The organism is Halorientalis sp. IM1011 (assembly GCF_001989615.1).
Lineage (GTDB): Archaea > Halobacteriota > Halobacteria > Halobacteriales > Haloarculaceae > Halorientalis.
In genome coordinates this window covers 1441522-1464098 of the sequence record NZ_CP019067.1, presented here as the reverse complement: position 1 = coordinate 1464098, position 22577 = coordinate 1441522, and the positions used below count along the sequence as shown (strand labels likewise).

Sequence of the window (22577 nt, the reverse complement as noted above, 5' to 3'; positions counted from 1 at the left end):
GTGGGTTTCAGAACTTGGTATCCGTCTCGATGTCCTCGGCGGCCTCTTCGAGGCCGTCCTCCTGGGCGGACTCGGTCAGCCGGATCGAGAGGGCGGCGTCGGGGATGGCGTCTTCGAATTCGCTCTGGAAGCGGCCACTGACGCGGCGAATCTCGGCCTGTGCGTCGATCACGGCGAGCGCACGCTCGACGGTTTCGGAGTCGGCGTCGAGTTCGTCGGCGAGGGCGGCGGGATCGGGGTCGTCGCCCTCGCTGCGGGCGTCACGGATGATAGACAGGTCGAACGGGAAGTCGGTGTCGGCGTCGTCGAGCAGGTGGAGGTCCATGCGGGCGCGAAAGACGGTATCGGGGTCGAGATCGACCTCGTCGGCCAGTCGCTCGTCGTCGTCGCCGTCGTAGAACCCGCGGACGATCGCCACGAGGGCGTCGGTGTCGAGGGCGGTCGAGAAGTCGTAGCGGTCGGCCATGCGCTCGACGACGGCCTCGATGCGGGCCGTGACCGCCTCGTCGTCGGCGTCGGTGAGCGACCCCGGCCCCTCCGCCTGGGACTCCGTGACGGTCTCCTCGTCGGTCACGTCGACGAAGATGTCCCGGAGTTCCTCGGTCTTGTCGTCCATCGTGCCCCGTACCGATCGACGCGCGTACAAAAAGGTGTTGCCGGCGATAGCCGGTCGGGTGGGGTGATAGGGGCGGGGAACCGACCACTCGGTCGAAAAATCGCGTGCCAGTTGTGTAGCGTGGGTATGCTGGCGCTTGGCAAGACTTAAGCGCGTAACTTCCACACACCCACAACATGGTACTACCGTTGCAGGCGGGTGACACCGTCACGCGGCCGACGATGTGGCAGATCGGCCACCTTGGCGAGGTCGTCTTCTACTACCTCGCCGCTATCACTGTCGCAGTGCTGATCTGGGGTGTGTACCGGCGGTTCGACCGGTACACACAGGGCGACGAGGACTGGTTCGAACGCCTCGACGACCTCGGCAGTCGGATCACCGAGGCGACAAAGATCGTGTTCACGAACGAGAAACAGTTCGATCGTGACCTCTACGGCGGACTGATGCACTCGTTCATCCTGTGGGGCTTTCTGACCCTGCTCATCGGGACGACGATCCTGGCTATCGACATGGACTTCCTCGAGAAGGGCGGGAAACTCCTGACGGGCCAGAGCTACTCCATCTTCAACGGGGACTTCTACCTCTCGTACTCGCTCGTGATGGACTTCATGGGCCTGCTCTTTGTCGTCGGGATCGGCATGGCGCTGTATCGGCGCTACGTCGTCCGGAACGAGCGCCTCTGGGGCCCGAACTCCAGTCTGGAGGACCACCTGTTCATCTGGTCGCTGTTCCTGCTCGGCGTCGGCGGGTTCGTCGCCGAGGCCATCCGAATTCTGGGCACCAGCGCGGTCCGTGACGTCTCGTTCGAGACCGTCAGTTTCGTCGGCTGGTTCCTCAAGGACGTGTTCGCGGCCGCCGGGATGACCCCGGAGACGGCCACGGCGCTGTATCCGATCATCTGGTGGGGCCACGCCATCAACGCCTTCATCTTCATCGCGGCGATCCCCTACGCGAAACCGTTCCACATGATCTCGTCGTTCGCCAACGTCGTCACGCGCGACGAGAAAGCCGGCAAGCGTCTGCCCGGCATCCCCGCGGATCTGGACGCCGACACCGGCGCGGAGTCGATGGACTCCTTTTCGTGGAAGGAGATCCTCGATCAGGACGCCTGTACGAAGTGTGGCCGGTGTACCTCGGTCTGCCCGGCCAACGGCTCCGGCCGTCCCCTCTCGCCGCGGGACGTGATCCTCGACCTGAAGAACTACCGCGAACACGTCGACAACGGCGGCGACGAGAAGACCATCGTCGGCGACTCCGACGACGCGGTGATCCAGGCCGAGACGATGGAGTCCTGCATGGCCTGCATGGCCTGCATGGACGCCTGCCCGGTCGAGATCGAGCACCTCAAGACCTTCACCCGGCTCAACCGCCAGCTCACCGACGAGGGCGAGATCCAGCCCAGCCTGCAGGACGTGTTCCAGAACGTCATGCAGAAGGGCAACACCTTCGGCAACTCCCAGCGCAACCGCGGCGACTGGGCCGAGGACCTCGAATTCGACGTGGCCGACGCCCGCGAGGAGGACGTCGAGTTCCTCTGGTACGTCGGCGACTACCCGTCCTACGACGACCGCAACAAGCAGGTCGCCCGGTCGCTGGCCAAACTGTTCCAGGAGGCCGACGTGGAGTTCGGTATCCTCTACGAGGACGAGGTCTACGACGCCAACGACATCCGGCGGGTCGGCGAGGAGTTCCTGTTCGTCGAGCAGGCCGCGACGATGGTCGAGAACTTCCAGGACGTGAACTTCGAGAAGATCGTCTGTACCGACCCCCATTCGTTCAACACGTTCAAGAACGAGTATCCGGAGGTCGACTTCGAGGAGTTCGCCGACGACCCGATGATGGACTTCGACATCGAGGACGACGAGTGGAACCCCGACGCCGGCATCTACCACTGGACCCAGGCCGTCGAGGAACTCGTCGACCGCGGGAAACTCGGCCTCACCGGCACCGAACTCGACTACACCGTCACGTACCACGACCCCTGTCACCTCGGCCGGTACAACGACGAGTACGAGGCCCCGCGCGAGTTGATCCGCGCCACGGGCTGTGACCTCCACGAGATGCCGCGCAACCGCGACGACTCCTACTGTTGCGGTGGCGGTGGCGGCGGCCTCTGGATGGAACTCGAAGAAGAAGAGAAACCGAGCGAGGAACGCCTCCGGGAAGCCCTGGAGGACACCGAGGCCGGCAACGCCGTCGAGAAATTCGTCGTCGCCTGCCCGATGTGCATGACGATGTACGAGGACGGCCGCAAGACCGGCAACTTCGAGGACGACATCGAGGTCGTCGACGTGGCCGAACTGCTCGTCGAAGCCATCGAGTCCGGCGGCGTCAGGGCCGGCGCGGCCGCCGGCGGCGAGTCCGCACCCGCCGACGACTAACGGCACCCACTTTTTCCATCGGGGGGTGCGCAGAGCGCACCTCCCGTCTGCTCACGGGCGCGGAGCGCCCGTTCGCATGGTATGAGGGACATTCGGTCCCTCACTAAGCAAAAACTTGGGGAAAAAGCCGAACTCGCGGCTCCGCCGCGGGTTCGGTACCACGACGTGGCACTCGACAACATCCTGTGGGCCTTTCACGGCTGTTCAAACGCCCGCGAATCACCGGGAGACGGCTCACTGTCCGAAATGACCGCTGGTACTTTACGGGTTTGCTGTCATTTTCGGCTCGGATGTCAGGGCAGAACGACGACCCCGGGCAGGGGACGCAGTACACGGAACAGACACAGCAGGGCCACGGTGGCAACGGCACGCAGAGCGGTACCGGGTCGGCCGGCGGCGGACCGTCACGACCCACGCAGGCGTCGATGCCGCTGATGGACGGCGAGGAGGTGTTGATCGATGCGCGACCGGCGTGGTCGGCGTACAGCCTCCAGTTACTGGTCGCGATCTTGGCCTTCGTCGGCGGACTCGCGGCCGGTGACGAAGCGGTGATCGTTGGCTTCCTCATCGCGGCGGCCATATCTGGGTACGTCCTGTACCAGCGGCGGAAAGTCAGGTACGTCGTTACCGACCGCCGAATGATGAAGCTCACGGGCATCTCCTCGAAGTCGACCAACGAGGCGTGGATGCTCGACGTGCGCGGGCTCAAGACCGGCGCGTCGCTGATCGAGCGGCTACTGGGCCACGGTCACATCGTCGTCTCGACGGACATCATGGCGTCGGGCTTCGGCCGGTTCCGCGTCAGCGGGATGACTTTCGGTGGCATCAGCAACTACGAGGAGGTCGCCGCCGTCATCCGCGAGCGTCAGAACGACCAGAAGATGTAAGCACCGCGGCTCGCCCCCCGGATCGAGCCGAGCGGTTCGACCACCGTCGGCCGTCGCGTGACCGCCAGTTGATTTCGCTCGGAAGTTCCGTGAGCGTCGCGAACGATACGTCAGCGTGACCGCGACTGCTGGAACCAAATGACGGAGAGACTGACTCGCCGGGAACGAATTACGGGCTGTCGAAAAAGCATCCGTCGAACGGAGTGAGGCGGTTCACCGAAAGACACAGTGCGTCTTTCGACCCCTCGTTCGTTCCCTGCGGTCACTCACGAGGACACCGGACGCGAGCGGAGCGAGCGTCCGGCCTTTTTCACCCACGTTTTTCGAGGTAGTGGTCGCGCGAAGCGCGACCCGACGAAGAAAAAGGTGGCTGGGAAAACATAAGTGACCCCGCACGCTGGTATTATCGAACACCTGTGGTTACCCGTCGTCACCTGCTTCTCGTCGGACTGGTCGCGCTCTCGGCAGCCTATCTTCTGGTGGGCGGGCTCGGCACGATCGCCGACACGCCGAGCGAGGGGGACGCGATCAACCGGAGCAAACTGGTCCAGCCGACCGACAACGGAACGTATCTCTGGCCGTACACCTCCCGTAAACGGGCCAGTTCCGGTCGCACGCTCGCGATCAACCTCGTGATCCACGGCGAAGACGACCGCGTCAGGCGGGCGCTGACCGAACAGACCAGTCTCGACTGGCGAGCGCCGATCGACGAACGGCGAAACGACTCCGCCGACAACGAGACGGGAGTCGGGAACGACACCGTCACCGGGACGCCCGAGGACGCGCCCGGAACCGTTTCGATGGCGAACATCACCGGGAACGAGACGGCTAACGGCACGGAGACGCCAACCAGAAACGAGACGGGCAACGGCACGGCGAATGTGACCGATAACGGGACGGCTAACGGTACGGCGAACGCGACCGAGGCGCCGGGTCCCGGCCCCCGACAGGCCCTCCAGAAGCGGATCTTCGAGTGGGCGGACGCACACGGATCGACGCGGTACACGTACTTTGATGGGACGCCGCGCGGCGGATCGGGACAGTGGGTCGACGAGAGTTACCAGATCCACGCGGGGGCGTACCTCGGGAGCCGCCACCACATCCGGGCCTACGCCGCCCCGCGGGACGACTGGACGGCGATCCAGGTCCACCAGGAGTACTGGGACTGGTTCCGACTGCGACACACCGTCACCGACATCCGGAACGCCAGGAACCAGCTGGAGGCGGAGTTCATCGGGCAACCGTACGTCACCGACGTCACCCGGACGTACTACGGGATCAATCGCGGCTGGAACGACGGCTGGCTGTCCGAGATCCACCTCGGGCCGGCCATGCTCGCCGTCGTCGGCCTGATCGGCCTGATATCGTCGGGAACCCGTCGCGCGCTCGGGCGCGACGCGGCCGCCGCCCTGCGGTGGACCGGTCGGAACGTCCGCGGCCTGGTGACGATGGCGGTGCTCGCCGGGCTGTATCTGGGTGTCCGGAGCGCGGGCATCTACCTTGAGTCGCTGTCGTCGGTCGACCCGCGCGCGTTCGTCGCCGTCCTCTACCCGATCATCGCGCTGGGCCTGCCGGTCGTGGCCTTCGTGTTCGCCCAGCCGTTCGGCGCGACGTCGCGATTCGAGCGACTACAACGGATCGCGCGGCTGCTGGGCCCGCGGATCGACCCGACCGCGGCCTTCGGGTTCAGTTTCGTCGGCCTCTGTGCCGCGTTCGTCCTCGACTTCGGTGGTATCGGCATCAGGTCGGTCCCGATCGAACTCGCGATCCACCGGGTGGGGCTGGCCGTCGCCTTGGGGCTGATCGCCGCCGGGGCGACCCGGATCGACGAGCGCGGTGGGAGCCTGCTCCTCGTGGGTGCCCTCGGCTGGCTGGTCGGGCTGGCGATGCCGCTGTTTGGCTATCTCTGAACAGTGGGTTTTTGCGCACACCGGCGGTAGCACGGGTATGAACATCACGCAGCGGCCCCGCCGGCTCCGTCGCGACGGGATCCGCTCGCTCGTCAGCGAGGTCGACCTCTCGGCCAGCGACCTGATCGCGCCCGTGTTCGTCGACGCGACGACCGACGACCGCCAGCCCATCCCCTCGATGCCCGGCCACGAGCGCGTGCCCGTCGACGAGGCCGTCGCCCGGGTCGAGGAGGTCCGCGAGACCGGCGTCGACGCCGTCATGGTCTTCGGCATCCCCGAGTCCAAAGACCCCCGGGGAACGCGTGCCTGGGCCGAGGACGGCGTCGTCCAGCGGGCGGTCCGGCGGATCACCGACGAGACCGACGCCTACGTCGTCACCGACGTGTGCATGTGCGAGTACACGGACCACGGGCACTGCGGCGTGGTCGAGGAGCGCGCGGCCGAGGACCCCACGCTGACGGTGAAAAACGACGAGACCCTCGATCTGCTGACGGAGACGGCCGTCTCCCACGCCGAGGCGGGCGCGGACATGGTCGCGCCCTCTTCGATGACCGACGGGATGGTCGGCGCGATCCGGGAGGGACTCGACGGCGCGGGCTACTCGGACGTGCCGATCATGAGCTATGCGGCCAAATACGAGAGCGCCTTCTACGGCCCGTTCCGGGACGCCGCGGACGGCGCGCCCGCCTTCGGCGACCGCCGGCACTATCAGATGGATCCCGCGAACGCCCGCGAGGCGATGCGGGAGGTCCGACTGGACGTGGAACAGGGCGCGGACGTGCTGATGGTCAAGCCCGCCCTGCCCTACCTCGACGTGGTGAGTGCGGTCCGCCGGGAGTTCGACTACCCCGTCGCGGCCTACAACGTCTCCGGGGAGTACGCAATGTTGCACGCCGCCGCCGAGAAGGGGTGGCTCGATCTGGAGGCCGTCGCGTACGAGTCGCTGCTGTCGATCAAGCGGGCGGGTGCGGACCTGATTCTGACGTACTTCGCTGAGGACGTGGCCGCGCAGTTGTGACGGGTCGGCGAGGCCCGCCGGTTTCGGTCGGTTTCTGACCGCGAAAAGGCCGGTCGAGCTTCAAGTTCCGTGCAGTCGAACGGACAGGCGTGCAGAGACGACCGCTGTTCGTCGCCCTGGTCGCCCTCTCGGCCGCGCTGGCCTTCGGCGTCGGTGCCACCGCCGTCGCCGACCTCGACTCTCCGAGTGTCACGAGTGGCCCGGTGAATACGACCAACGAGAGCGCGAACGCGAGCGCAGGCGGCGGTGCCGGCGGTGGGGGCCCCGGTGGCGTCGATCCCTTCGGATCCGTCGGCGGGATCTACGGCCTCGTCGCGGGACTGCTCCCGACAGTGCCGCCGGCGCTCTTGTTGATACTCACCGCGCTGGTCGTAGCCGCTCTCGCGCTCGCCGGACTCCGACACCGCCGGGACGGGACCGACCGCCCCCCGGAACCGGAGGTGTCGGTCGATCCCGAGAGGGGGCGTGACGACGCGACCGGAGCGAGCGCGGCCATTTCCGACGCGCCCCCGACCGATAACGACGTGTACCGCGCCTGGCGGGCGATGGTTTCGGAACTCGACGTGACCTACGGCGAGACGACCACACCGCGGGAGTTCGCCCGCGAGGCGGTCGAGGCTGGCGCTGACAGCGCCGCAGTCGAGCGGTTGACCGACCTGTTCGACCGCGTTCGATACGGAGCGGTGGAACCGACCGAAGAGCGCGAGCGGGCGGCTCGGGACGCACTGGCCGCCGTCGAGGACGGTGATGCGGAGTGATCCGGCGCGTCCTGCTCGCCGTCGGGTTCGCGTCGATAGCCGCCGGGGCTGCGCTCGTCTTCACGCCGCTGTCGGTCGGTGGGGGCGGGCTGGCAGCGGTCGTCCTCGTCGGATCGGCACTGCTGGCCGGCGGCGTCGGCGGGTTGGCTGCGCTCGACCGCTCCTCGACGACGGTCGCCGACGGGAGTTTGCCCGACCCGAGCGACCGGGAGCGGCCGGTGCCCGGCGACGAAATCGACCGGCAACTGGCCGCCCTCTCGACCCGGGACGAGGACACACGGGAGACGCTGCGGGCACGGATCGAGGCGGTCGCCGTCGCGGTGCTGGCCGAACGACTGGACTGCTCGCGAGCCGAGGCGCGTGAGCGGTTGGCCGCGGGCGAGTGGACCGACGACGCCGCCGCGCGGGCGTTCTTCGAGGAGCGGCCCCCCTCGCGCCGGGACCGATTGCGGACGTTATTGCGCGGCGAACCGACGTTCTCGCGGCGTGCTCGCGCCGCGCTCGCGGCGCTGCGGGAGGTGGAGGGGTGACCGGGACCGTCCAGCGAACGAGGCGCTGGCGCGGACTCGGGGCCGCTGCGTTGCTCGCCGGCGCGTTCGGACTGGTCACCTGGACGCCGGCGCTGTTCCCCGTCGCCGCCGTCGCGGTCGCGTTGCTCGCGTACGGGCGGGTCGTCGCGCCCCCGTCCGCGACGCTCGCGCTCACCCGGTCGGTCAGTGAGTCGGACCCGGACCCCGGCGACGACGTGCGGGTCCAGCTCACGGTCGAGAACGTCGGTGATCGGACGCTTCCGGAACTGCGACTGGTCGACGGCGTGCCACCCGCGCTCCGGGTCGTCGAGGGCGCGCCGAGTCTCGGGACGAGCCTGCGCCCCGGCGGGACGGCCACGCTGTCCTACACCGTCGAAGCCGCCTCGGGCGTCCACGAGTTCCGACCGGCGACCGCCGTCTTCCGGGACGCCGCGGGCGTGATCGAGCGACGGGTCGAGATCGAGGCCGACGACGCGACGGAACTGGGGGAGTCGCTCCGGTTGGCCGACGGTCGACCGCTCCCGTTGCGGGCCGCGACCGCCCAGTTCGCCGGCCGCAGAACCGTCGACGGCTCCGGTGACGGGTTGACGTTCCGGACGATCCGGGAGTACCGGCGGGGCGACCCGCTGAGTCGCGTCGACTGGCGACGTCGTGCCAGAACAGGTGAACTGGCGACCGTCGAGTTCCACCCCGAGCGGTCGCTTCCGGTCGTCCTCGTGATCGACACCCGGCCGGTGGCGGCGGTGGCACCGACGCCGGACGGCGAGACCGCGATCGAACGGTCGCTGTCGGCGGCAGCGACGCTGTTCGGCGGGCTCGTAACCGCCGATCACCGGGTCGGCATCGCGACGCTCGGCCCGGAGCGGGCGTGGCTCGCGCCTGGCCGCGGGCGTACACACGAGCGGCGTGCACGTGAACTGCTCTCCCGGTCGGTGGAGCGCGGGGCGAGCGACGGCGACGAGGAGACGGCGGGCGAGGGCAGCGAAGAAACGGACGCGCCCGACGCCGGTCGTGCGTGGCTTCGTGAGCGCCTTCCCGGAACTGCCGAGGTGATCGTGGTGACGCCGGCGGTCGACGACGCCGTCGCGGGTTTGATCGAGGGACTCGCCGCGCTCGGACGGCCGGTCAGCGTCGTCAGCCCGGATCCCACGGCCGAGACCACGGCAGGACGGACGCTCGCGCGACTCGAACGCCGAGCACGACTCGCCGACGTTCGCGCGGGCGGTGTCCCCGTCGTCGAGTTCGGGCCGGCCGAGGACGTCGAACGCGCCATCGCGACGACGAGGTGGTCGCGGTGAGACCCGGCCGGGTCGCCGCCGGCTACGCGACGGGCGCGGCCGTCGTGGCGTTCGTCCTCGCCGGCGTCGGCGCGCTCGCAACGGTGCTGGGCGTGCTCGGGCTAGTCGGGATCGCTATCGGGTCGTTCCGCGGCCGGGCGACCATCGTCACGGTCGGTGCCGTGGGGCTGTTCGGCGCGATCGTGGTCGGTGGCGTGGCTGGTGCGGGGACCGCACAGCTGGTGGGTGCCGGCGCGGCCGTCGCCGTCGCCTGGACCGTCGGACGGACGGCGACCGAACTCCGGGCGGCGCTCGACGAGGCGGCCGACGCCCATCGATTGGAAGCGACTCACGCCGCCGGAACTACCGCCGTCGCACTGGGCGCGGCCGGCGTCGCCGTCGCACCCACGGTCCTGTCTGTCTCGGCGTCGCCATCCGGCGTCGGACTCCTGCTGGTGGGCGGAGTCTGCCTGACGGCCGCGCTCGCGCTCCCGGAGTAACGGGTCCGGTACTCCCGCGACACCGTCGATCGCGGCTGGATAACTGCCCGAACGGTCGAACGGCCGAGCGAATTCGAAAAGAGACGGTGTTTTCGGCTAGTTTCGTGACGAATCGGTACGTGATCGTCGCGTTTGCGGACGAGACAGCCAGACGACGCGCGCAGGGGCTACGAACGGGTAATCGCCCCGAACTCCGGTCGACAAACGTCCGGAAATGCATCGAACAAATGCCCAGATACTGGACGAAATACAACCTTATACAGATAATAGTCTACTGCAATTCCAACGTTCGTCTACCCAACAGTTGGAAACTGTGCGATTCTCAAGCTAATGCTTATGTGGTGGGATTCCATGACCTTCTCTCGTGAAATACCAAACGAGCATAGCGCGTTGCGGTGAAAAGTTAGACAAACACTCGGGTACTCACAGCATCCGTGGAACGGGGGTGCCGGCCTGATGGATCCGATCTTCCTGCAGGTCACGGTCGGTGACGTCGCGAGTGCGGTGAACTTCACCTGGATCCTGGTCGTATCGTTCCTGATCTTCTTCATGCACGCCGGGTTCGCCATGCTGGAGGCGGGGCAGGTGCGCTCGAAGAACGTCGCCAACCAGTTGACCAAGAACCTGCTGACCTGGTCGATCGGGGTGATGGCCTTCTTCCTGATCGGTGCCGGGGTCAGTAGTCTCGTCGGCGGGTCGGGCTTCGCCTGGACGCCGGGGAGCGATCCGTCGTCCTGGGCCAGTAGCTGGCTCTACGGGGCCGTCTTCGCCATGACGGCGGCGACCATCGTCTCCGGGGCGGTGGCCGGCCGTGCGAAGCTCCGTGCGTACGTGACCTACACGTTCCTGCTGGCGGCGGTCATCTACCCCGTCGTCACCGGGATCACGTGGTCCGGGACCTACTTCGCCGAGTTCCTGGGGACCGGCTTCCAGGACTTCGCCGGCGGGATGATCGTCCACGGGATGGGCGGCATCGCCGGGCTGACGGCCGCGTGGGTGCTCGGCCCCCGCATCGACCGCTACAACAGCGACGGCAGCGTCAACGTCATCCCCGGGCACTCGCTGACCTTCGCCGTGCTGGGAACGCTGATCCTGGCCTTCGGCTGGTACGGGTTCAACGTGGGCACGGCCGCGATCTTCACGACCGCGGCGGACGGCTCCATCGCCGGCTTCAACGGAGCGATCCTCGGCCGCGTCGCGCTGACGACGACCCTGGCGATGGCGATGGGCGCGATCGGGGCCGCGGCCGTCGCGCTGGCCAAGACCGGCAAGGTCGACACGCTGTACGTCGCAAACGGTCTGCTGGCCGGTCTCGTCGGGATCACCGGGATCACCAACGCCGTCACCTGGTGGGGTGCGGTCCTCGTCGGCGGCCTCGCCGGCGCACAGCTCCCCATCGTGTTCAGCTTCGTCGAGAAACGGCTGAAGATCGACGACGTCTGTGCGGTCTTCCCGGTCCACGGGAGCGCCGGCGTCCTCGGATCACTCGCCTTCCCCTTCGTCGCGGTCGGCGGCTTCTCGGTGGACGCCCTGATCTCGCAGGTCGCGGGCGTCGCCGTGATCGGCGTCTGGACGGTCGTGGCGACCGCGCTCGTCTTCGGCGTGTTGAAGGCGCTGGGTCAGGCCCGCGTCTCCGAGAGCCACGAGCGCGAGGGCCTCGACATCGCCGAACACGGCGTCGAGAGCTACCCCGAGTTCTCGCTCGGTGACGACGCGACGATGACGGACGGCGGTACTGCACCGGCTTACAAGACCGACGGCGGTATCGTGAGCAGAGCGAACGATTCCTCGTCTGACCTTCGGTCAGAAGGCGACTACGACAACGACGGTGAGAACTGAATGAGCGACACGCAACCCAACGACGGCGGTATCAAGATGGTGATCGCGTTCATCCGGCCCGGCAAACTGTCGGATGTCAAGAAGGGCCTCGCCGAGGTCGGCGCGCCCTCCCTGACGGTGACGAACGTCCGCGGTCGCGGCAGCCAGCCGGTCAAGAAAGGGCAGTGGCGCGGCGAGGAGTACGTGGTCGACCTCCACGAGAAGGTCAAACTGGAGACGGTCGTCGCCGACGTGCCCGCCGGGGACGTCGTCGACGCGATCAAGGACGCCGCCCACACCGGCGAACCCGGCGACGGCAAGGTGTTCGTGGTCGACGTCGAGGACGCCGTCCAGATCCGGACCGGCAAGACCGGTCCCGACGCTGTCTGACGGATGGCAGTCGACGACACCGACCGTCGCATCGTGAACGCGCTGCTCTCCGACGGTCGGGCCAGCGCCCGCGACATCGCCAGCGAGACCGGACTCGCGGCGACGACGGTCTCGAAACGGCTGTCGGCCCTCGAAGAGGACGGCGTCATCGAGAGCTACCGACCGGTGATCGACTACGATCGGCTGGGCTACGACGTGACTGCCGTCTTCCACCTCAGCGTGGACGGCAACGGACTCAAACCCGTCGTCGACCGCCTGCGCGACCACGAGCGAATGGTCAGCGTCTACGAGGTGACCGGCGGTCACGACGTGGTCGCGGTCGGGAAGTTCGAGGACACCGACGAGATGAACCGCAAGATCAAGGACCTGCTGACCGACCCCGACGTGGAGGCGGCGAACACGAGCGTCGTCCTCGAGGTTGTCCGGGAGAACGCGCAGTTCCCCGTCGACGTGGAAGGCTGACGACGGGCCGCTTTTTTCGCCTCCGGTCGCCGGTATCTCACTCGTCCGATCCCGACGCGGTCGCCCGATCCGTCACTGTGAGTTCCCCCGAGAGTAACTGCGCGGCAGGCGGGGCGAGTGTGATCCCCTCCTCGTCGAACTGGCGTTTCACCGCACGGCGGAAATCCGAGCGAAGGGTCGCGATGTCACTGTTTCCGGGGTCTTCGATCCAGAGCTCCGCCTGCACCGTGATCGCGTTTTCCCCCAGATCGATCACCCGTGCGTTCGGCGCTGGATCGTCGAGAACCGACTCGAAATTCGCGGCGATCTGCTGAAGTTCCATGAGGGCGCGCTCGGTGTCTTCGTAGTAGGCCAGAAACACCTGTTCGGTGACTCGATACGTGTCCCGGCCGTAGGGTCGAGTCAGTGCGTTGTTCGTGAGTTCGGTGTTCGGTACCGAGATGGTCTCGTTGTCGGGTGTCCGGACTCGCGTGACGCGAAAGTCGACTGCTTCGATGGTCCCTTCCCCACCCTGCCAGGAGATCCAGTCGCCGACGTTGAAGTCGGGATCGGTGACGAGGAACAGCCCGCTGATGAGCGAGCCGAAGACCTGCTGACCCGCGATGCCCAGGCCGAAGGTGATGGCCGCGATGATGACAGCCGACTCCGAGAAGACGAACCCGTAGCCGGCGGCGATGATGCCCGTGACCGTCGCGAACCCGATCAGGAACACCTGCAGGTACGTCTCCGTCGCGGACTCGATCGTCGGGTTGTTGCGATTGCGCGACCGGACGACACGGACGGCGACCGGGACGAGAACGAACTGACCCACGAGATAGACCACCAGAAAGCCCACGAGAAACCAGAACAGCTCGGAGAGTATCCGATCGTACGCCAGCAGAAATCCTGTCATCCACTCCGGGAGTTGGCCGACCATGCGCCGACTGTCGGTGCGCCCCGGTAAAATCCCAACTGCTTGCTACGTCGGCGAACTGTGGCCGTCGTTACTCCCGGGCGTCTACCGGGAGCAGTTCCGGCGCGGCGTCCGCAGGCGCCGGGGCGGTCGTCCGTCCGTCTTCGTGGTCGGCCTCAGTCATCGGCCGAGAGGGGCGTCCCGTCGGGGGCGGTCGGCGCGGGACTCTCGCCGTCGTCGAAGGGGTACCAGGACTGCTTGGCGTCGTGCATCCAGGGGTCCTCGTAGCTGGTCTCCTCGGGTTCCGCGAGCGAGATCAGGTTCTCCTGACCGGTGGCGTCGACCCACTCGCGGAAGGTCTGGCCACCGACGGCTTCGCCGTCTTCGTTTCGGTGCCCGGAACGGGCACCGCTCTCCTCCCGGAGCGCTGCGTAGGCCTCGACGAGATTCTTGATGAGTCCAGGGACCTCGTCGGCGGGGACGCGCTGGCGCACCCAGTCGACGAAGCTGGGGTCCTCGCCGACGCCGCCGCCGACGCCCACGTCCATGGCCTCGACCATCTCGCCGTCCTTGCGGGCGCGCATCCCCTGGAGCCCGATGTCGGCGGTCATGGCCTGCCCGCAGTCGGCCGTACAGCCCGAGTAGTGGATCTTGATCCGATCCACGTCGTCGGGCAGTTCGACGTTGCGCTGGAGCCAGCGTAGCATCCGCGCGGTCCGGGCCTTCGTCTCGGTCAGTGCGATCGAACAGAACTCCGTCCCGGTACAGGCCATCGCGCCCTGCTCGAAGGGACTGGGCTCCGGGGTGTAGGTCTCCAGCAGGTCGTGCGCGAGCAGGTCGTCCAGCTTCTCGTCGGGGACGTCCATGACGAGCGGGTTCTGCCGGCGGGTGAGCCGGATCTCGCCGCTGCCGTACTCGTCGGCCAGGTCGGCCAGTTCGATGGCGTCCTCGGCGGGCAATCGCCCGACGGGGACCGAGAGTCCGACGTAGTTCGTGCCGTCTCTCTGGTCGTAGACGCCGACGTGATCGTGTGCGCCGCGCTCGGCCGGCTTCCCGGCGTTGTAGGTGTACTCGCCGCGGAAGTCCGTGCCGGCGCGTTCGAGTTCGAAGTCGAGTCGCTCGTCCATCGCCTCACGGATCTCGTCGGTCCCCCACTCGTCGACGAAGAACCGGGCACGGTTCTTCTGGCGGTTCTCGCGGTTGCCCTCCTCGAAGTAGAGTTCGACGAACGCCCGGACGGTCGCTTTCGCTTGGTCCGGACGGACGAAGATGTCCAGCGGACGGGCCGGGCGCGGCTCGCGCCCGCCGAGGCCGCCGCCGACGCGGACGTTGAAGCCCCTGACTTCTTCGCCGTCGATCAGTTTGTGGGCCGGCTCCAGCCCCACGTCGTTGATCGAGTCCTGGGCGCACCCCTGCCGACAGCCGGACACGGAGATGTTGAACTTCCGGGGCATGTTCGCGAGGTCGTCGTCGCCGCGGATGTCTTCCTCTATCTCGTCCAGGAGTTCGCGGCTCTCGACGTACTCCTCGGCCTTGCCGGCGACCGGACAGCCCGAGATGTTGCGCATGGTGTCGCCTCCAGAGGAACGACTGGAGACGCCCACCGATTCCAGTTTCTCCCAGATTTCGGGGACGTCCTCCAGCTTGATCCAGTGGAGCTGGATCGACTGGCGGGTCGTCAGGTCGATCCACCCGTTGCCGAACTCCGGGTTGTCGACCGGCCCCTTCGCGTAGTCGCGAGCGACCTCGCCGATCGCCCGGAGCTGCCCCGGTTCGAGGACCCCGCCGCAGTTGGTCAGCCGCAGCATGAAGTAGCTCTCCTGGCCCGACCGCTGGTGGAAGATCCCCCAGAACTTGAAGCGCGTGAACCACTCCTCGCGCTCGTCCTCGGGAATGGACTCCCACCCCGTCTCGGCGAACTCAAGGAGCTTCTCCCTGACCTCGTCACCGTACAGTTCGTCTTTGACTCCTTCCTTCTTGTGTGGCATAGTCGATCACTGAATTAGGTGTCTGTCACGATTTTTCTGGAATACTGCAACGATTTTCCAGCTATTCACGTTACAACAATCCAGTCTCGTCCGTATAACAGTAATCGTTGAACAAGTACAGAAATAAGGGTGCTCGCATGGCGTTCGTCTACTTTATCAGGAGCGTTAGTGTGTTTAAGGACGTAAATCGTCCACCGTCTGGACGAATATATGGACGAACGGGCGGTTCGTTCGGGGGTGACTGATCGACCGATCCGCGAATCGAGGGTCGCGACCGCGCGCGAGCGCGGGCCGGTTCGGTTGGAGAGCGTTTTTGCCACGGGGACGCGAGGCCACGGCCATGACGGACGACCGGGACCCCGAGAAGACGCTGGAGGACTGGAAGGCGGAGATGCAGGCCGAACACGAGACCGCGATCGCCGACCCCGATCCCGACGAGGACCACCGCATCGAGGGCGTGACGCAGGTCAGCTACCGGGTGTACTTCGAGTACGACCAGGCGGCGGACGAACTGGAGCGGGACCGGCGGGAACAGGTGGACGACCTCGCGGACCCCGAACTCCTCTCCTGTTCCTGTGGCGTCCGGGGGATGACCCGTGAGGAGGCCCGCCAGCACGTGGCGGCGCTCCGGGAGGCCGAGTAGTCTCAGTCGTCGGCGGCGACGCTACCGGCGTCGGTCTCGGTGCCGACGAAGCCGTCAGTCGTCGCGCGGGTGGCGACGTGGGGCTGGAACACCCAGGCCGCAAGCAGGACGATGGGGAGCATCGAGACGGCGACGATGGAATAGCCCAGGTGGAGGTTCGCCAGGAACGGCGCGGCGTAGACCAGCGGGTAGACGATCCCACCGACGGTGCCGACGCCGCCGACGACGCCCGCGACGGCCCCGGAGCTGTCGGGGAACATCGCTGGCACCTGCGCGAAGATCGCCCCCTCGGCGAACGCACAGCCCATCCCGACGAGGAAGCCAGCCCCGACCGCCAGCAGGACCTGGCCACTGAGACCCGCGAGCGTCATCCCGAACATCGTGAGGACGACGAAACACAGCGAGACGAACGTCCACTGCTCGCGGTACCGGCCGGTGAAGATCGGGAGGATGTTCTTCTCCTTGCGCGCGAGCAGGTCGCTGACGTAGCCCCCGATGGGCCGGAGCAGGCCGGCCGCGACCGAGAACGTCGCCGCGAACGTACTCGCCAGCACGAGGTTCTGCGTGTCGAACCCTTCCCGGTAGTAGGTCGCCAGCCAGCCGTTCATCGACAGTTCGAGCCCGAAGGTCATCACGTACGCTAACGCGAGCACGACCGTCCCGTAGCGGGTCGCGGTGTAGAACCACCCCTCGAAGCTCGCGCTCTCCTTGGTCGCCTGGCGCTTCTGCTCGCTCTTTGCCGCCTCACCGAGCGTGTAGTAGGCGATCGCCAGCAGTATCGAGACGACGCCGGTGTAGAAGAAGGCGGCCCGCCAGTTCGTCTGGAAGAGCGGGCCGCTCCAGTCGGTCGGGAACACGCGCGGGAGGATCAACGCCCCGCCGGCCGCGCCGGCGTTCCCGACCCCGGCGTAGACTCCCTCGGCGGTCCCCAGGGTCTCCTCGTCGAACCACTCGGAGACGTGCTGGATCCCGATGACGAACGTGATCCCCGCGGTCGCGACGATCAGCCGTTCGACGAAGAAGACGGTGTAACTCTGGGCGAAGGCGCTGGCCATCGAGAACACCCCGACGTAGCCCAGCACGATCGCGAACACCGTGGGCGCGCCGAACCTGTCGGAGAGCCACCCCGTCAGGATCCGGCCGAAGGGCGCGAGCCAGATGGCCGCGCTCGCGAGGATCCCGATCTCGGCCAGCGACAGCCCGAACTCCTCGGCCATCGGCCCCGTGAAGGGGGCAAACGAGAACCAGATCAGGAACGAGAAGTTGAACCCGATCGTGGCGAGCAGGAGCGTCCGCCACTTGGTCATCCCGATCAGTCCCATCGCAGGTCACCCCGGCCCAGACCGCTGTGGCCACCGTCCGATCCTATTTCCGAATGAACATCCACCTTTTTCCCGAACATAGATTCGAATTTGATGTTTTTCTCCAGTCGAGTGTGTGTCTGATATCGTAATAAGCGCTACTGTGCTGGATTTCAACATTCACTGGCGCATAGTCGACGTACACTCGAAATGAGGAAGAATACAAGGAGTATAATCACGTTCTTCGGCCGAAATTCGGGACGAAAGTGAACGATCGTTGTCCGGAAAATCCAGGGTATCCGATCCGGCCCGACCGCGTGAGTCTGTGGCCGCTCACCCGGGGAACTGGAAGGAGTCGCTGGCGGCGTACTCGAAGACCGTGGCCTCGCCGACGACGCCGGTGTAGAAGAGAGCCGCGCGCCAGCCGGCGGCGAACAGCGGGCCCTGCCAGTCGGCGAAGACGCGGGGAAGCGCCAGCGTCCGCCACTTCGTCGTCCTCATCAGTCCGAGGCCTCGACCGGATCGGGGTCGACCGTCGCCTCGCCGCTGGCGGGTTCCGCCGCGGGAGCCGCGAGCGCCACGGCGCACTGCTTGAGGTTCGGTTCGTCCGAGCGCGGATCGGTCGCCGGGACCGTGAGTTCGTTCGTCGCGGGGTGGTGGATCGGCAACCAGACCAGCCCCGCCGGGACCGCAGGGTCCGGATCGAGCCGGGCGGTGATCGCCCCCCGTCTGGTCTCCAGCCGAATCTCGTGTTCGTCGTCGGACTCGACATCGTCCACCGCGTCCCCGTCCAGGTAGGCGGCGACCGTCTCGGGATTGACCCGGGCCGTCACCGGTCCGGGGTCGTCGACCGGGCGCGACCGGACGCCAGTGTTGTAGCCGTCGACCTCGCGCGCAGTAGTCAGCGTGAGCGGGTACGCCTCTTCGGTCGGTTCCGGGAGTGGGTCGGGTTCGGGGGGGGTCGAGAAGTTGGCCGTCCCGTCGGGGGTGGCGAACTGCCAGCGCTCGCCCTCGCCCTCGGCGGCATGGTAGCGGTAGCCGCCTTCGGTGTCGGGTTCCGGGGCGGGCCACCGGACGGCGAGTTCGTGGTCCAGTCGTTCGTAGGCGATGCCCGAGCAGTCGGCCTTCGTGCCCGCGGTCAGTTCGGTGAACTCGTCGAACACGGCGGCGGGGTCGACCGGCGGTTCCGGCAGCAGGCCGGGGACGATCTCGTTGGCCACCGCCGCGATGATGTCGATGTCCTGCTGGACCGTCGGCGGCGTCTCCGAGGCCGCCCGGACCCGCGAGACGCGGCGTTCCATGTTCATGACGGTGCCCTCGGACTCGCCCCAGGTCGCCGCCGGCAGGACCACGTCCGCGAGTTCCGTCGTCTCGGTCCGGAAGCTGTCCTGTACGACGAGGAAGGCGTCCTCCAGCTTCTCCGCGACGGCGTTGGCGTCCGGCATCCCGGCCACGGGGTTGGTCGCGACGGCGTAGACCGCCTCGACCGGCCCGTCATCCACCGTGTCGATCGTCCCCACCGGGCCTGGGCCGGTGTCGTCGGGCAACCGGCCGACGGGGACGCCCCACTCGTCGGCGATCTCGGCTCTGTGGATCGGATCGTCGAAGGGCCGCTGGCCGGGCCAGGATCCCTTCGAGGAGACGACGCGGGTCCCCATCGAGTTGGCCTGCCCGGTCAGCGAGAACGGGCCGCTCCCGGGCCGGAGGTTCCCGGTCGCGAGACAGAGGTCGATCAGCGCCCGTGCGGCGTCGGTGCCCCGGACGCTCTGATTGATCCCCATCCCCCAGTAGATCAGGGTTGGGTCCTCGAAAGCTGCGGCGAGATCCTCGACCGCCGCGAGATCGACGCCCGCCTCGTCGGCGGCCGCTGCCGGATCGGGGAGGTCCGCGACCAGGTCCTCGAACCCATCGGTCGCCTCGTCGACGAACTCGCGGTCGACCGCGCCGCGGTCGACGATCTCGGCGAGGACGGCCCGGGCCAGTGCGAGGTCCGCGCCGGGGTCGAGCTGTACGTGGTCGTCGGCCGTCGTCGCGGTGTCGGTCTCGACGGGATCGACGACGAGCATCCGGCTGTCCGCCGCACTCGCGCTCTCGCGGATCCACCGGAACATCACGGGGTGGGCGATGGCCGGGTTGGCCCCCCAGACGACGTGGGTCTCGGCCTCGGGGATGTCGTCGTATGTCGTCGGTGGCGCGTCGCTCCCGAACGCCTCGTAGTAGGCCGTCACCGCGCTGGCCATGCAGAGCGTGGTGTTGGCGTCGTAGTACCGCGTCCCGAAGCCGCCGCGGGCGAGTTTCCCCAGCGCGTAGGCGGCTTCGTTGGTCTGCTGGCCGCTGCCCAGGACGGCCACGGCGTCTCGATCCCGGGAGAGGGCCGCGTCGAACCGCTGGGCGACCCGGTCCAGCGCGTCGGGCCACGAGGTCTCGACGAGTTCGCCCCCCTTGCGGACGAGCGGCTTCGAGAGCCACTCGCCGTCGGGATCGGCGCTCTCCTCGATGCCGCGCTGGCAGGCCAGCCCCCGGTTGACGGGGTGTTGCCCGTCGCCCCGCACCACGTCGACGCCGTACCCCTCGTCGACCCCCAGGTGCTTGTGACCACAGCCCACCGCACACCGCATACACGTGGTCGGAACCCACTCGGTCATGAGTCCCAGTCGACGGCGGTGCGTTCGGCCGTGAGAAGTGAACAGTCGTTTGATACACCACCGATTCTCTGATAGCACGACGCCATTCCTGATCGTTTCGTTCCACTATCTCCGGTGGTAAAACACTTCCCAAAACAAACGCGGTATTTTCCGATCGGTCGGTGGACGGACGGCTGGTTTGCACTGGAATATGGTCTCTTTACGGACGTAAATCGACGGATCGCCGGACGGTCACCGACCGCGGGCGGTGGGGCGGTCCCGGACCTCGCGCGGACCCGCGACGCGGGCGAGTGAGTCAGGTCTTTGGTGTGGGCGGGCCAAGGCCGGAGTATGACCCACGAGCAGTCACGCGATCTGTACGACCGGGCGCTGTCGGTGTTGCCCGGCGGCGTCAACTCCGCGGTGCGGGCGGCCATCGAACCCTACCCGCCCTTCGTCGAACGGGGCGACGGCGGCCACGTCATCGACGCCGACGGCAACCGCTACATCGACTGGGTGATGGGCCTCGGCCCCCTGTTGTACGGCCACGACACGCCCCAACCCGTCGAGTCGTCCATCCAGTCCCACGCCAGCGAGGGCCCGATGTACGGGATGCCGACCGAGATCGAGGTCGAACACGCCGAGTTCGTCGCCCGACACGTCCCCAGCGTCGAGATGCTGCGGTTCGTCAACTCCGGGACGGAGGCGACCGTCTCGGCCTGCCGCCTCGCCCGCGCCCACACCGGCCGCGACAAGATCGTCGTCATGCAGGGCGGCTACCACGGCGCACAGGAGACCACGCTCGTCGAGGGCGAGTACGACGACGTCCGCCCCTCCAGCCCCGGAATCCCCCAGTCCTTCGCCGACGAGACGCTGGCGATCCCCTTCAACGACGAGGAGGCCGCCCACCGGGTCTTCGAGGACTACGGCGACGAGATCGCGGCCGTCCTCGTCGAGCCGATCCTCGCCAACTACGGCATCGTCCGCCCCGTCGACGGCTACCACGAGACCCTCCGGGACCTCACCGAGGAGCACGACTCCCTCTTGATCTTCGACGAAGTGATCACCGGCTTCCGGGTCGGCGGCCTCCAGTGTGCCCAGGGGAAGTTCGGTATCGAACCCGACCTGACGACGTTCGGCAAGCTGATCGGCGGCGGCTTCCCCGTTGGGGCGATCGGCGGTCCCGCCCGGCTGATGGAGCAGTTCACCCCCTCGGGCGACGTGTTCCAGGCGGGCACCTTCTCGGGCCACCCGGTCACGATGGCCGCCGGCCTCGAATCGCTGCGCTACGCCGCCGAACACGACGTGCACGACCACATCCACGACCTCGGCGAGCAGCTGCGCACCGGGCTGGCCGAGATCGTCCGGGAGCAGGCCCCCGAGTACACGGTTACCGGCGTCGACGGGATGTTCAAGCTCGTGTTCTCCCGCGAGGCTCCCGACACGTTCGAGGGCCACTGCGAGGGCGCGTGCAAGCAGCGCGAGGACTGTCCTCGGTTCGAGCTCTGCCCGAAAAACGGCGCGGACGTGGCCGCCGGCGAGACCGACCGCTGGCGGCGCGTCTTCTGGCCGAAGATGAAAGACGAGGGCGTGTTCCTCAGCCAGAATCAGTTCGAGTCCCAGTTCGTCACGTACGCTCACACCGAGGAGGACGTCGCGGACACGCTGGAGGCGTACAAAGAAGCGCTCTGACCGCTCCGGGAAGGGACCTGTCACGACGGAGCGCACAGACGCTTTTGGCCGAATCCGTCGTTATCGGTCACGTGTCCGCGGCGCCAGACCCCGCCGAGATATTCGACCGGGCCGCCGAGGAGGGCGAGCGCCGCCTCGACCAGTCGCTGATCGAGTTGCTCGCGACGAGTTTCATCGCCGGGTTCACGGTCGTCTTCGGGACCGTCGCGCTCGGCATCGTCCACGCCGCCGTGCCGGCCGGAACGGGCCGTCTCGACGCCGTCGCCGGCGCGCTCGCGTTCGGGCTCGGCGTCGTGTTCCTGGTCGTCGGCCGCGCCGAACTGTTCAACGAGAACTTCTTCGACCCGATCGCCGCCGCCATCGAGCGCGACGGGTTCCCCACCGGGGAACTGCTCCGTCTGTGGGGCGTGACGTTCGCGCTGAACCTCGTCGGCGGCGGCCTGATGGTCGTCGTCTTCTGGGTCGAGGGGACGCTCCCGGCGGGGACCGAGGTCGCCTTGCGCTCGTTCGCCGAACACACCGCCGGCCGCTCGACGGTCGCGAACTTCACCAGCGCCATCGTCGGCGGGGCGCTCGTCGCCCTGCTCTCCCATTTCCTCGCCGCGGTCGACAGCGGCGGGAGCCGGATCTGGATGGCCTACGCCGTCGGGTTCCTGCTGGCGCTTGGTCCCTTCGAACACGTCGTCGTGACGATGCTGCACGCCTTCTTCGGCGTCCTCTACGGGGCCGAGATCGGCCTCGCCGAGTTCGCGGCACTGACAGGGATCATCACCGCGGGCAACGTCGTCGGCGGGATCGGCCTCGTCACCATCACCCACGTCGCACAGGCCAAGGGGGCCCGGGAGTAGGCCGCGCATCGGTACGCTTTCGCCGGTGCCCGCCCGAGCGGA

20 protein-coding genes are annotated in these 22577 nt (G+C 67.5%); 14 read left to right on the top strand and 6 right to left on the bottom strand.

Features of this window, described 5'->3' with window-relative positions:
• Positions 1 to 7 precede the first annotated feature (7 nt).
• On the bottom strand, positions 8 to 616 hold the full coding sequence (locus tag BV210_RS07345; protein ID WP_077206001.1) for a hypothetical protein: 609 nt from the start codon (positions 614 to 616) through the stop codon (positions 8 to 10).
• Positions 617 to 792: 176 nt separating this feature from the next.
• Here BV210_RS07345 and BV210_RS07340 point away from each other — a divergent pair, with 176 nt between their 5' ends.
• The 11 genes from BV210_RS07340 (at position 793) to lrp (ending at position 12547) form a co-directional block, all read left to right on the top strand.
• Positions 793 to 2997, top strand: a complete 2205-nt coding sequence (locus BV210_RS07340) for a (Fe-S)-binding protein (protein ID WP_077206000.1) — start codon at positions 793 to 795, stop codon at positions 2995 to 2997.
• Between the two features lie 290 nt (positions 2998 to 3287).
• The gene (locus tag BV210_RS07335; protein ID WP_216640647.1) at positions 3288 to 3884 is read left to right on the top strand and encodes a PH domain-containing protein; all 597 of its coding nucleotides are present in this window, start codon (positions 3288 to 3290) and stop codon (positions 3882 to 3884) included.
• A gap of 416 nt (positions 3885 to 4300) precedes the next feature.
• Positions 4301 to 5794 (top strand): hypothetical protein, encoded by a 1494-nt coding sequence (locus tag BV210_RS07330; RefSeq protein ID WP_077205999.1) that lies wholly within the window; start codon positions 4301 to 4303, stop codon positions 5792 to 5794.
• A gap of 37 nt (positions 5795 to 5831) precedes the next feature.
• Positions 5832 to 6812, top strand: a complete 981-nt coding sequence (gene hemB, locus BV210_RS07325) for a porphobilinogen synthase (protein WP_077205998.1) — start codon at positions 5832 to 5834, stop codon at positions 6810 to 6812.
• Positions 6813 to 6901: 89 nt separating this feature from the next.
• Positions 6902 to 7570: a DUF4129 domain-containing protein gene (locus BV210_RS07320; RefSeq protein WP_077205997.1), complete on the top strand. Its 669-nt coding sequence runs from the start codon at positions 6902 to 6904 to the stop codon at positions 7568 to 7570.
• Entirely contained in the window at positions 7567 to 8100 is a 534-nt protein-coding gene (locus tag BV210_RS20250) for a hypothetical protein (protein WP_077205996.1), read from the top strand. Before BV210_RS07320 ends, BV210_RS20250 begins: the two co-directional genes overlap by 4 nt.
• Complete coding sequence (locus BV210_RS07310) at positions 8097 to 9398, top strand: DUF58 domain-containing protein (RefSeq protein WP_077205995.1); 1302 nt, start codon at positions 8097 to 8099, stop codon at positions 9396 to 9398. Before BV210_RS20250 ends, BV210_RS07310 begins: the two co-directional genes overlap by 4 nt.
• Complete coding sequence (locus BV210_RS07305; protein WP_157525916.1) at positions 9395 to 9877, top strand: hypothetical protein; 483 nt, start codon at positions 9395 to 9397, stop codon at positions 9875 to 9877. Before BV210_RS07310 ends, BV210_RS07305 begins: the two co-directional genes overlap by 4 nt.
• 456 nt (positions 9878 to 10333) lie before the next feature.
• Positions 10334 to 11716: an ammonium transporter gene (locus BV210_RS07300; protein WP_253741615.1), complete on the top strand. Its 1383-nt coding sequence runs from the start codon at positions 10334 to 10336 to the stop codon at positions 11714 to 11716.
• Entirely contained in the window at positions 11717 to 12085 is a 369-nt protein-coding gene (locus BV210_RS20600) for a P-II family nitrogen regulator (RefSeq protein WP_253741613.1), read from the top strand.
• Between the two features lie 3 nt (positions 12086 to 12088).
• Entirely contained in the window at positions 12089 to 12547 is a 459-nt protein-coding gene (gene lrp, locus BV210_RS07295; RefSeq protein ID WP_077205993.1) for an HTH-type transcriptional regulator Lrp, read from the top strand.
• 37 nt (positions 12548 to 12584) lie between these two features.
• Here lrp and BV210_RS07290 read toward each other — a convergent pair whose 3' ends face one another.
• The gene (locus tag BV210_RS07290) at positions 12585 to 13463 is read right to left on the bottom strand and encodes a mechanosensitive ion channel family protein (RefSeq protein WP_077205992.1); all 879 of its coding nucleotides are present in this window, start codon (positions 13461 to 13463) and stop codon (positions 12585 to 12587) included.
• Positions 13464 to 13615: 152 nt separating this feature from the next.
• Positions 13616 to 15427: a nitrite/sulfite reductase gene (locus BV210_RS07285; protein ID WP_077205991.1), complete on the bottom strand. Its 1812-nt coding sequence runs from the start codon at positions 15425 to 15427 to the stop codon at positions 13616 to 13618.
• Positions 15428 to 15767: 340 nt separating this feature from the next.
• Between BV210_RS07285 and BV210_RS07280 the strand changes: the two genes are divergently transcribed.
• Positions 15768 to 16070 (top strand): hypothetical protein, encoded by a 303-nt coding sequence (locus BV210_RS07280; RefSeq protein ID WP_077205990.1) that lies wholly within the window; start codon positions 15768 to 15770, stop codon positions 16068 to 16070.
• A gap of 2 nt (positions 16071 to 16072) precedes the next feature.
• Here BV210_RS07280 and BV210_RS07275 read toward each other — a convergent pair whose 3' ends face one another.
• From BV210_RS07275 to nasA, 3 genes are all read right to left on the bottom strand, one after another.
• Complete coding sequence (locus BV210_RS07275; protein WP_077208002.1) at positions 16073 to 17377, bottom strand: MFS transporter; 1305 nt, start codon at positions 17375 to 17377, stop codon at positions 16073 to 16075.
• A 327-nt stretch (positions 17378 to 17704) separates the two neighbouring features.
• On the bottom strand, positions 17705 to 17872 hold the full coding sequence (locus BV210_RS19800; protein ID WP_157525915.1) for a hypothetical protein: 168 nt from the start codon (positions 17870 to 17872) through the stop codon (positions 17705 to 17707).
• A complete protein-coding gene (gene nasA, locus BV210_RS07270; protein WP_077205989.1) occupies positions 17872 to 20016 on the bottom strand; it encodes an assimilatory nitrate reductase NasA in 2145 nt (714 codons plus the stop codon). Before nasA ends, BV210_RS19800 begins: the two co-directional genes overlap by 1 nt.
• Before the next feature lie 330 nt (positions 20017 to 20346).
• On the opposite strand from nasA, the gene BV210_RS07265 reads away from it, so the two are divergent.
• Both BV210_RS07265 and BV210_RS07260 read left to right on the top strand, forming a co-directional pair.
• Entirely contained in the window at positions 20347 to 21687 is a 1341-nt protein-coding gene (locus tag BV210_RS07265) for a glutamate-1-semialdehyde 2,1-aminomutase (RefSeq protein ID WP_077205988.1), read from the top strand.
• 71 nt (positions 21688 to 21758) lie between these two features.
• Positions 21759 to 22535: a formate/nitrite transporter family protein gene (locus BV210_RS07260; protein ID WP_077205987.1), complete on the top strand. Its 777-nt coding sequence runs from the start codon at positions 21759 to 21761 to the stop codon at positions 22533 to 22535.
• The last annotated feature ends 42 nt before the right edge of the window (positions 22536 to 22577 follow it).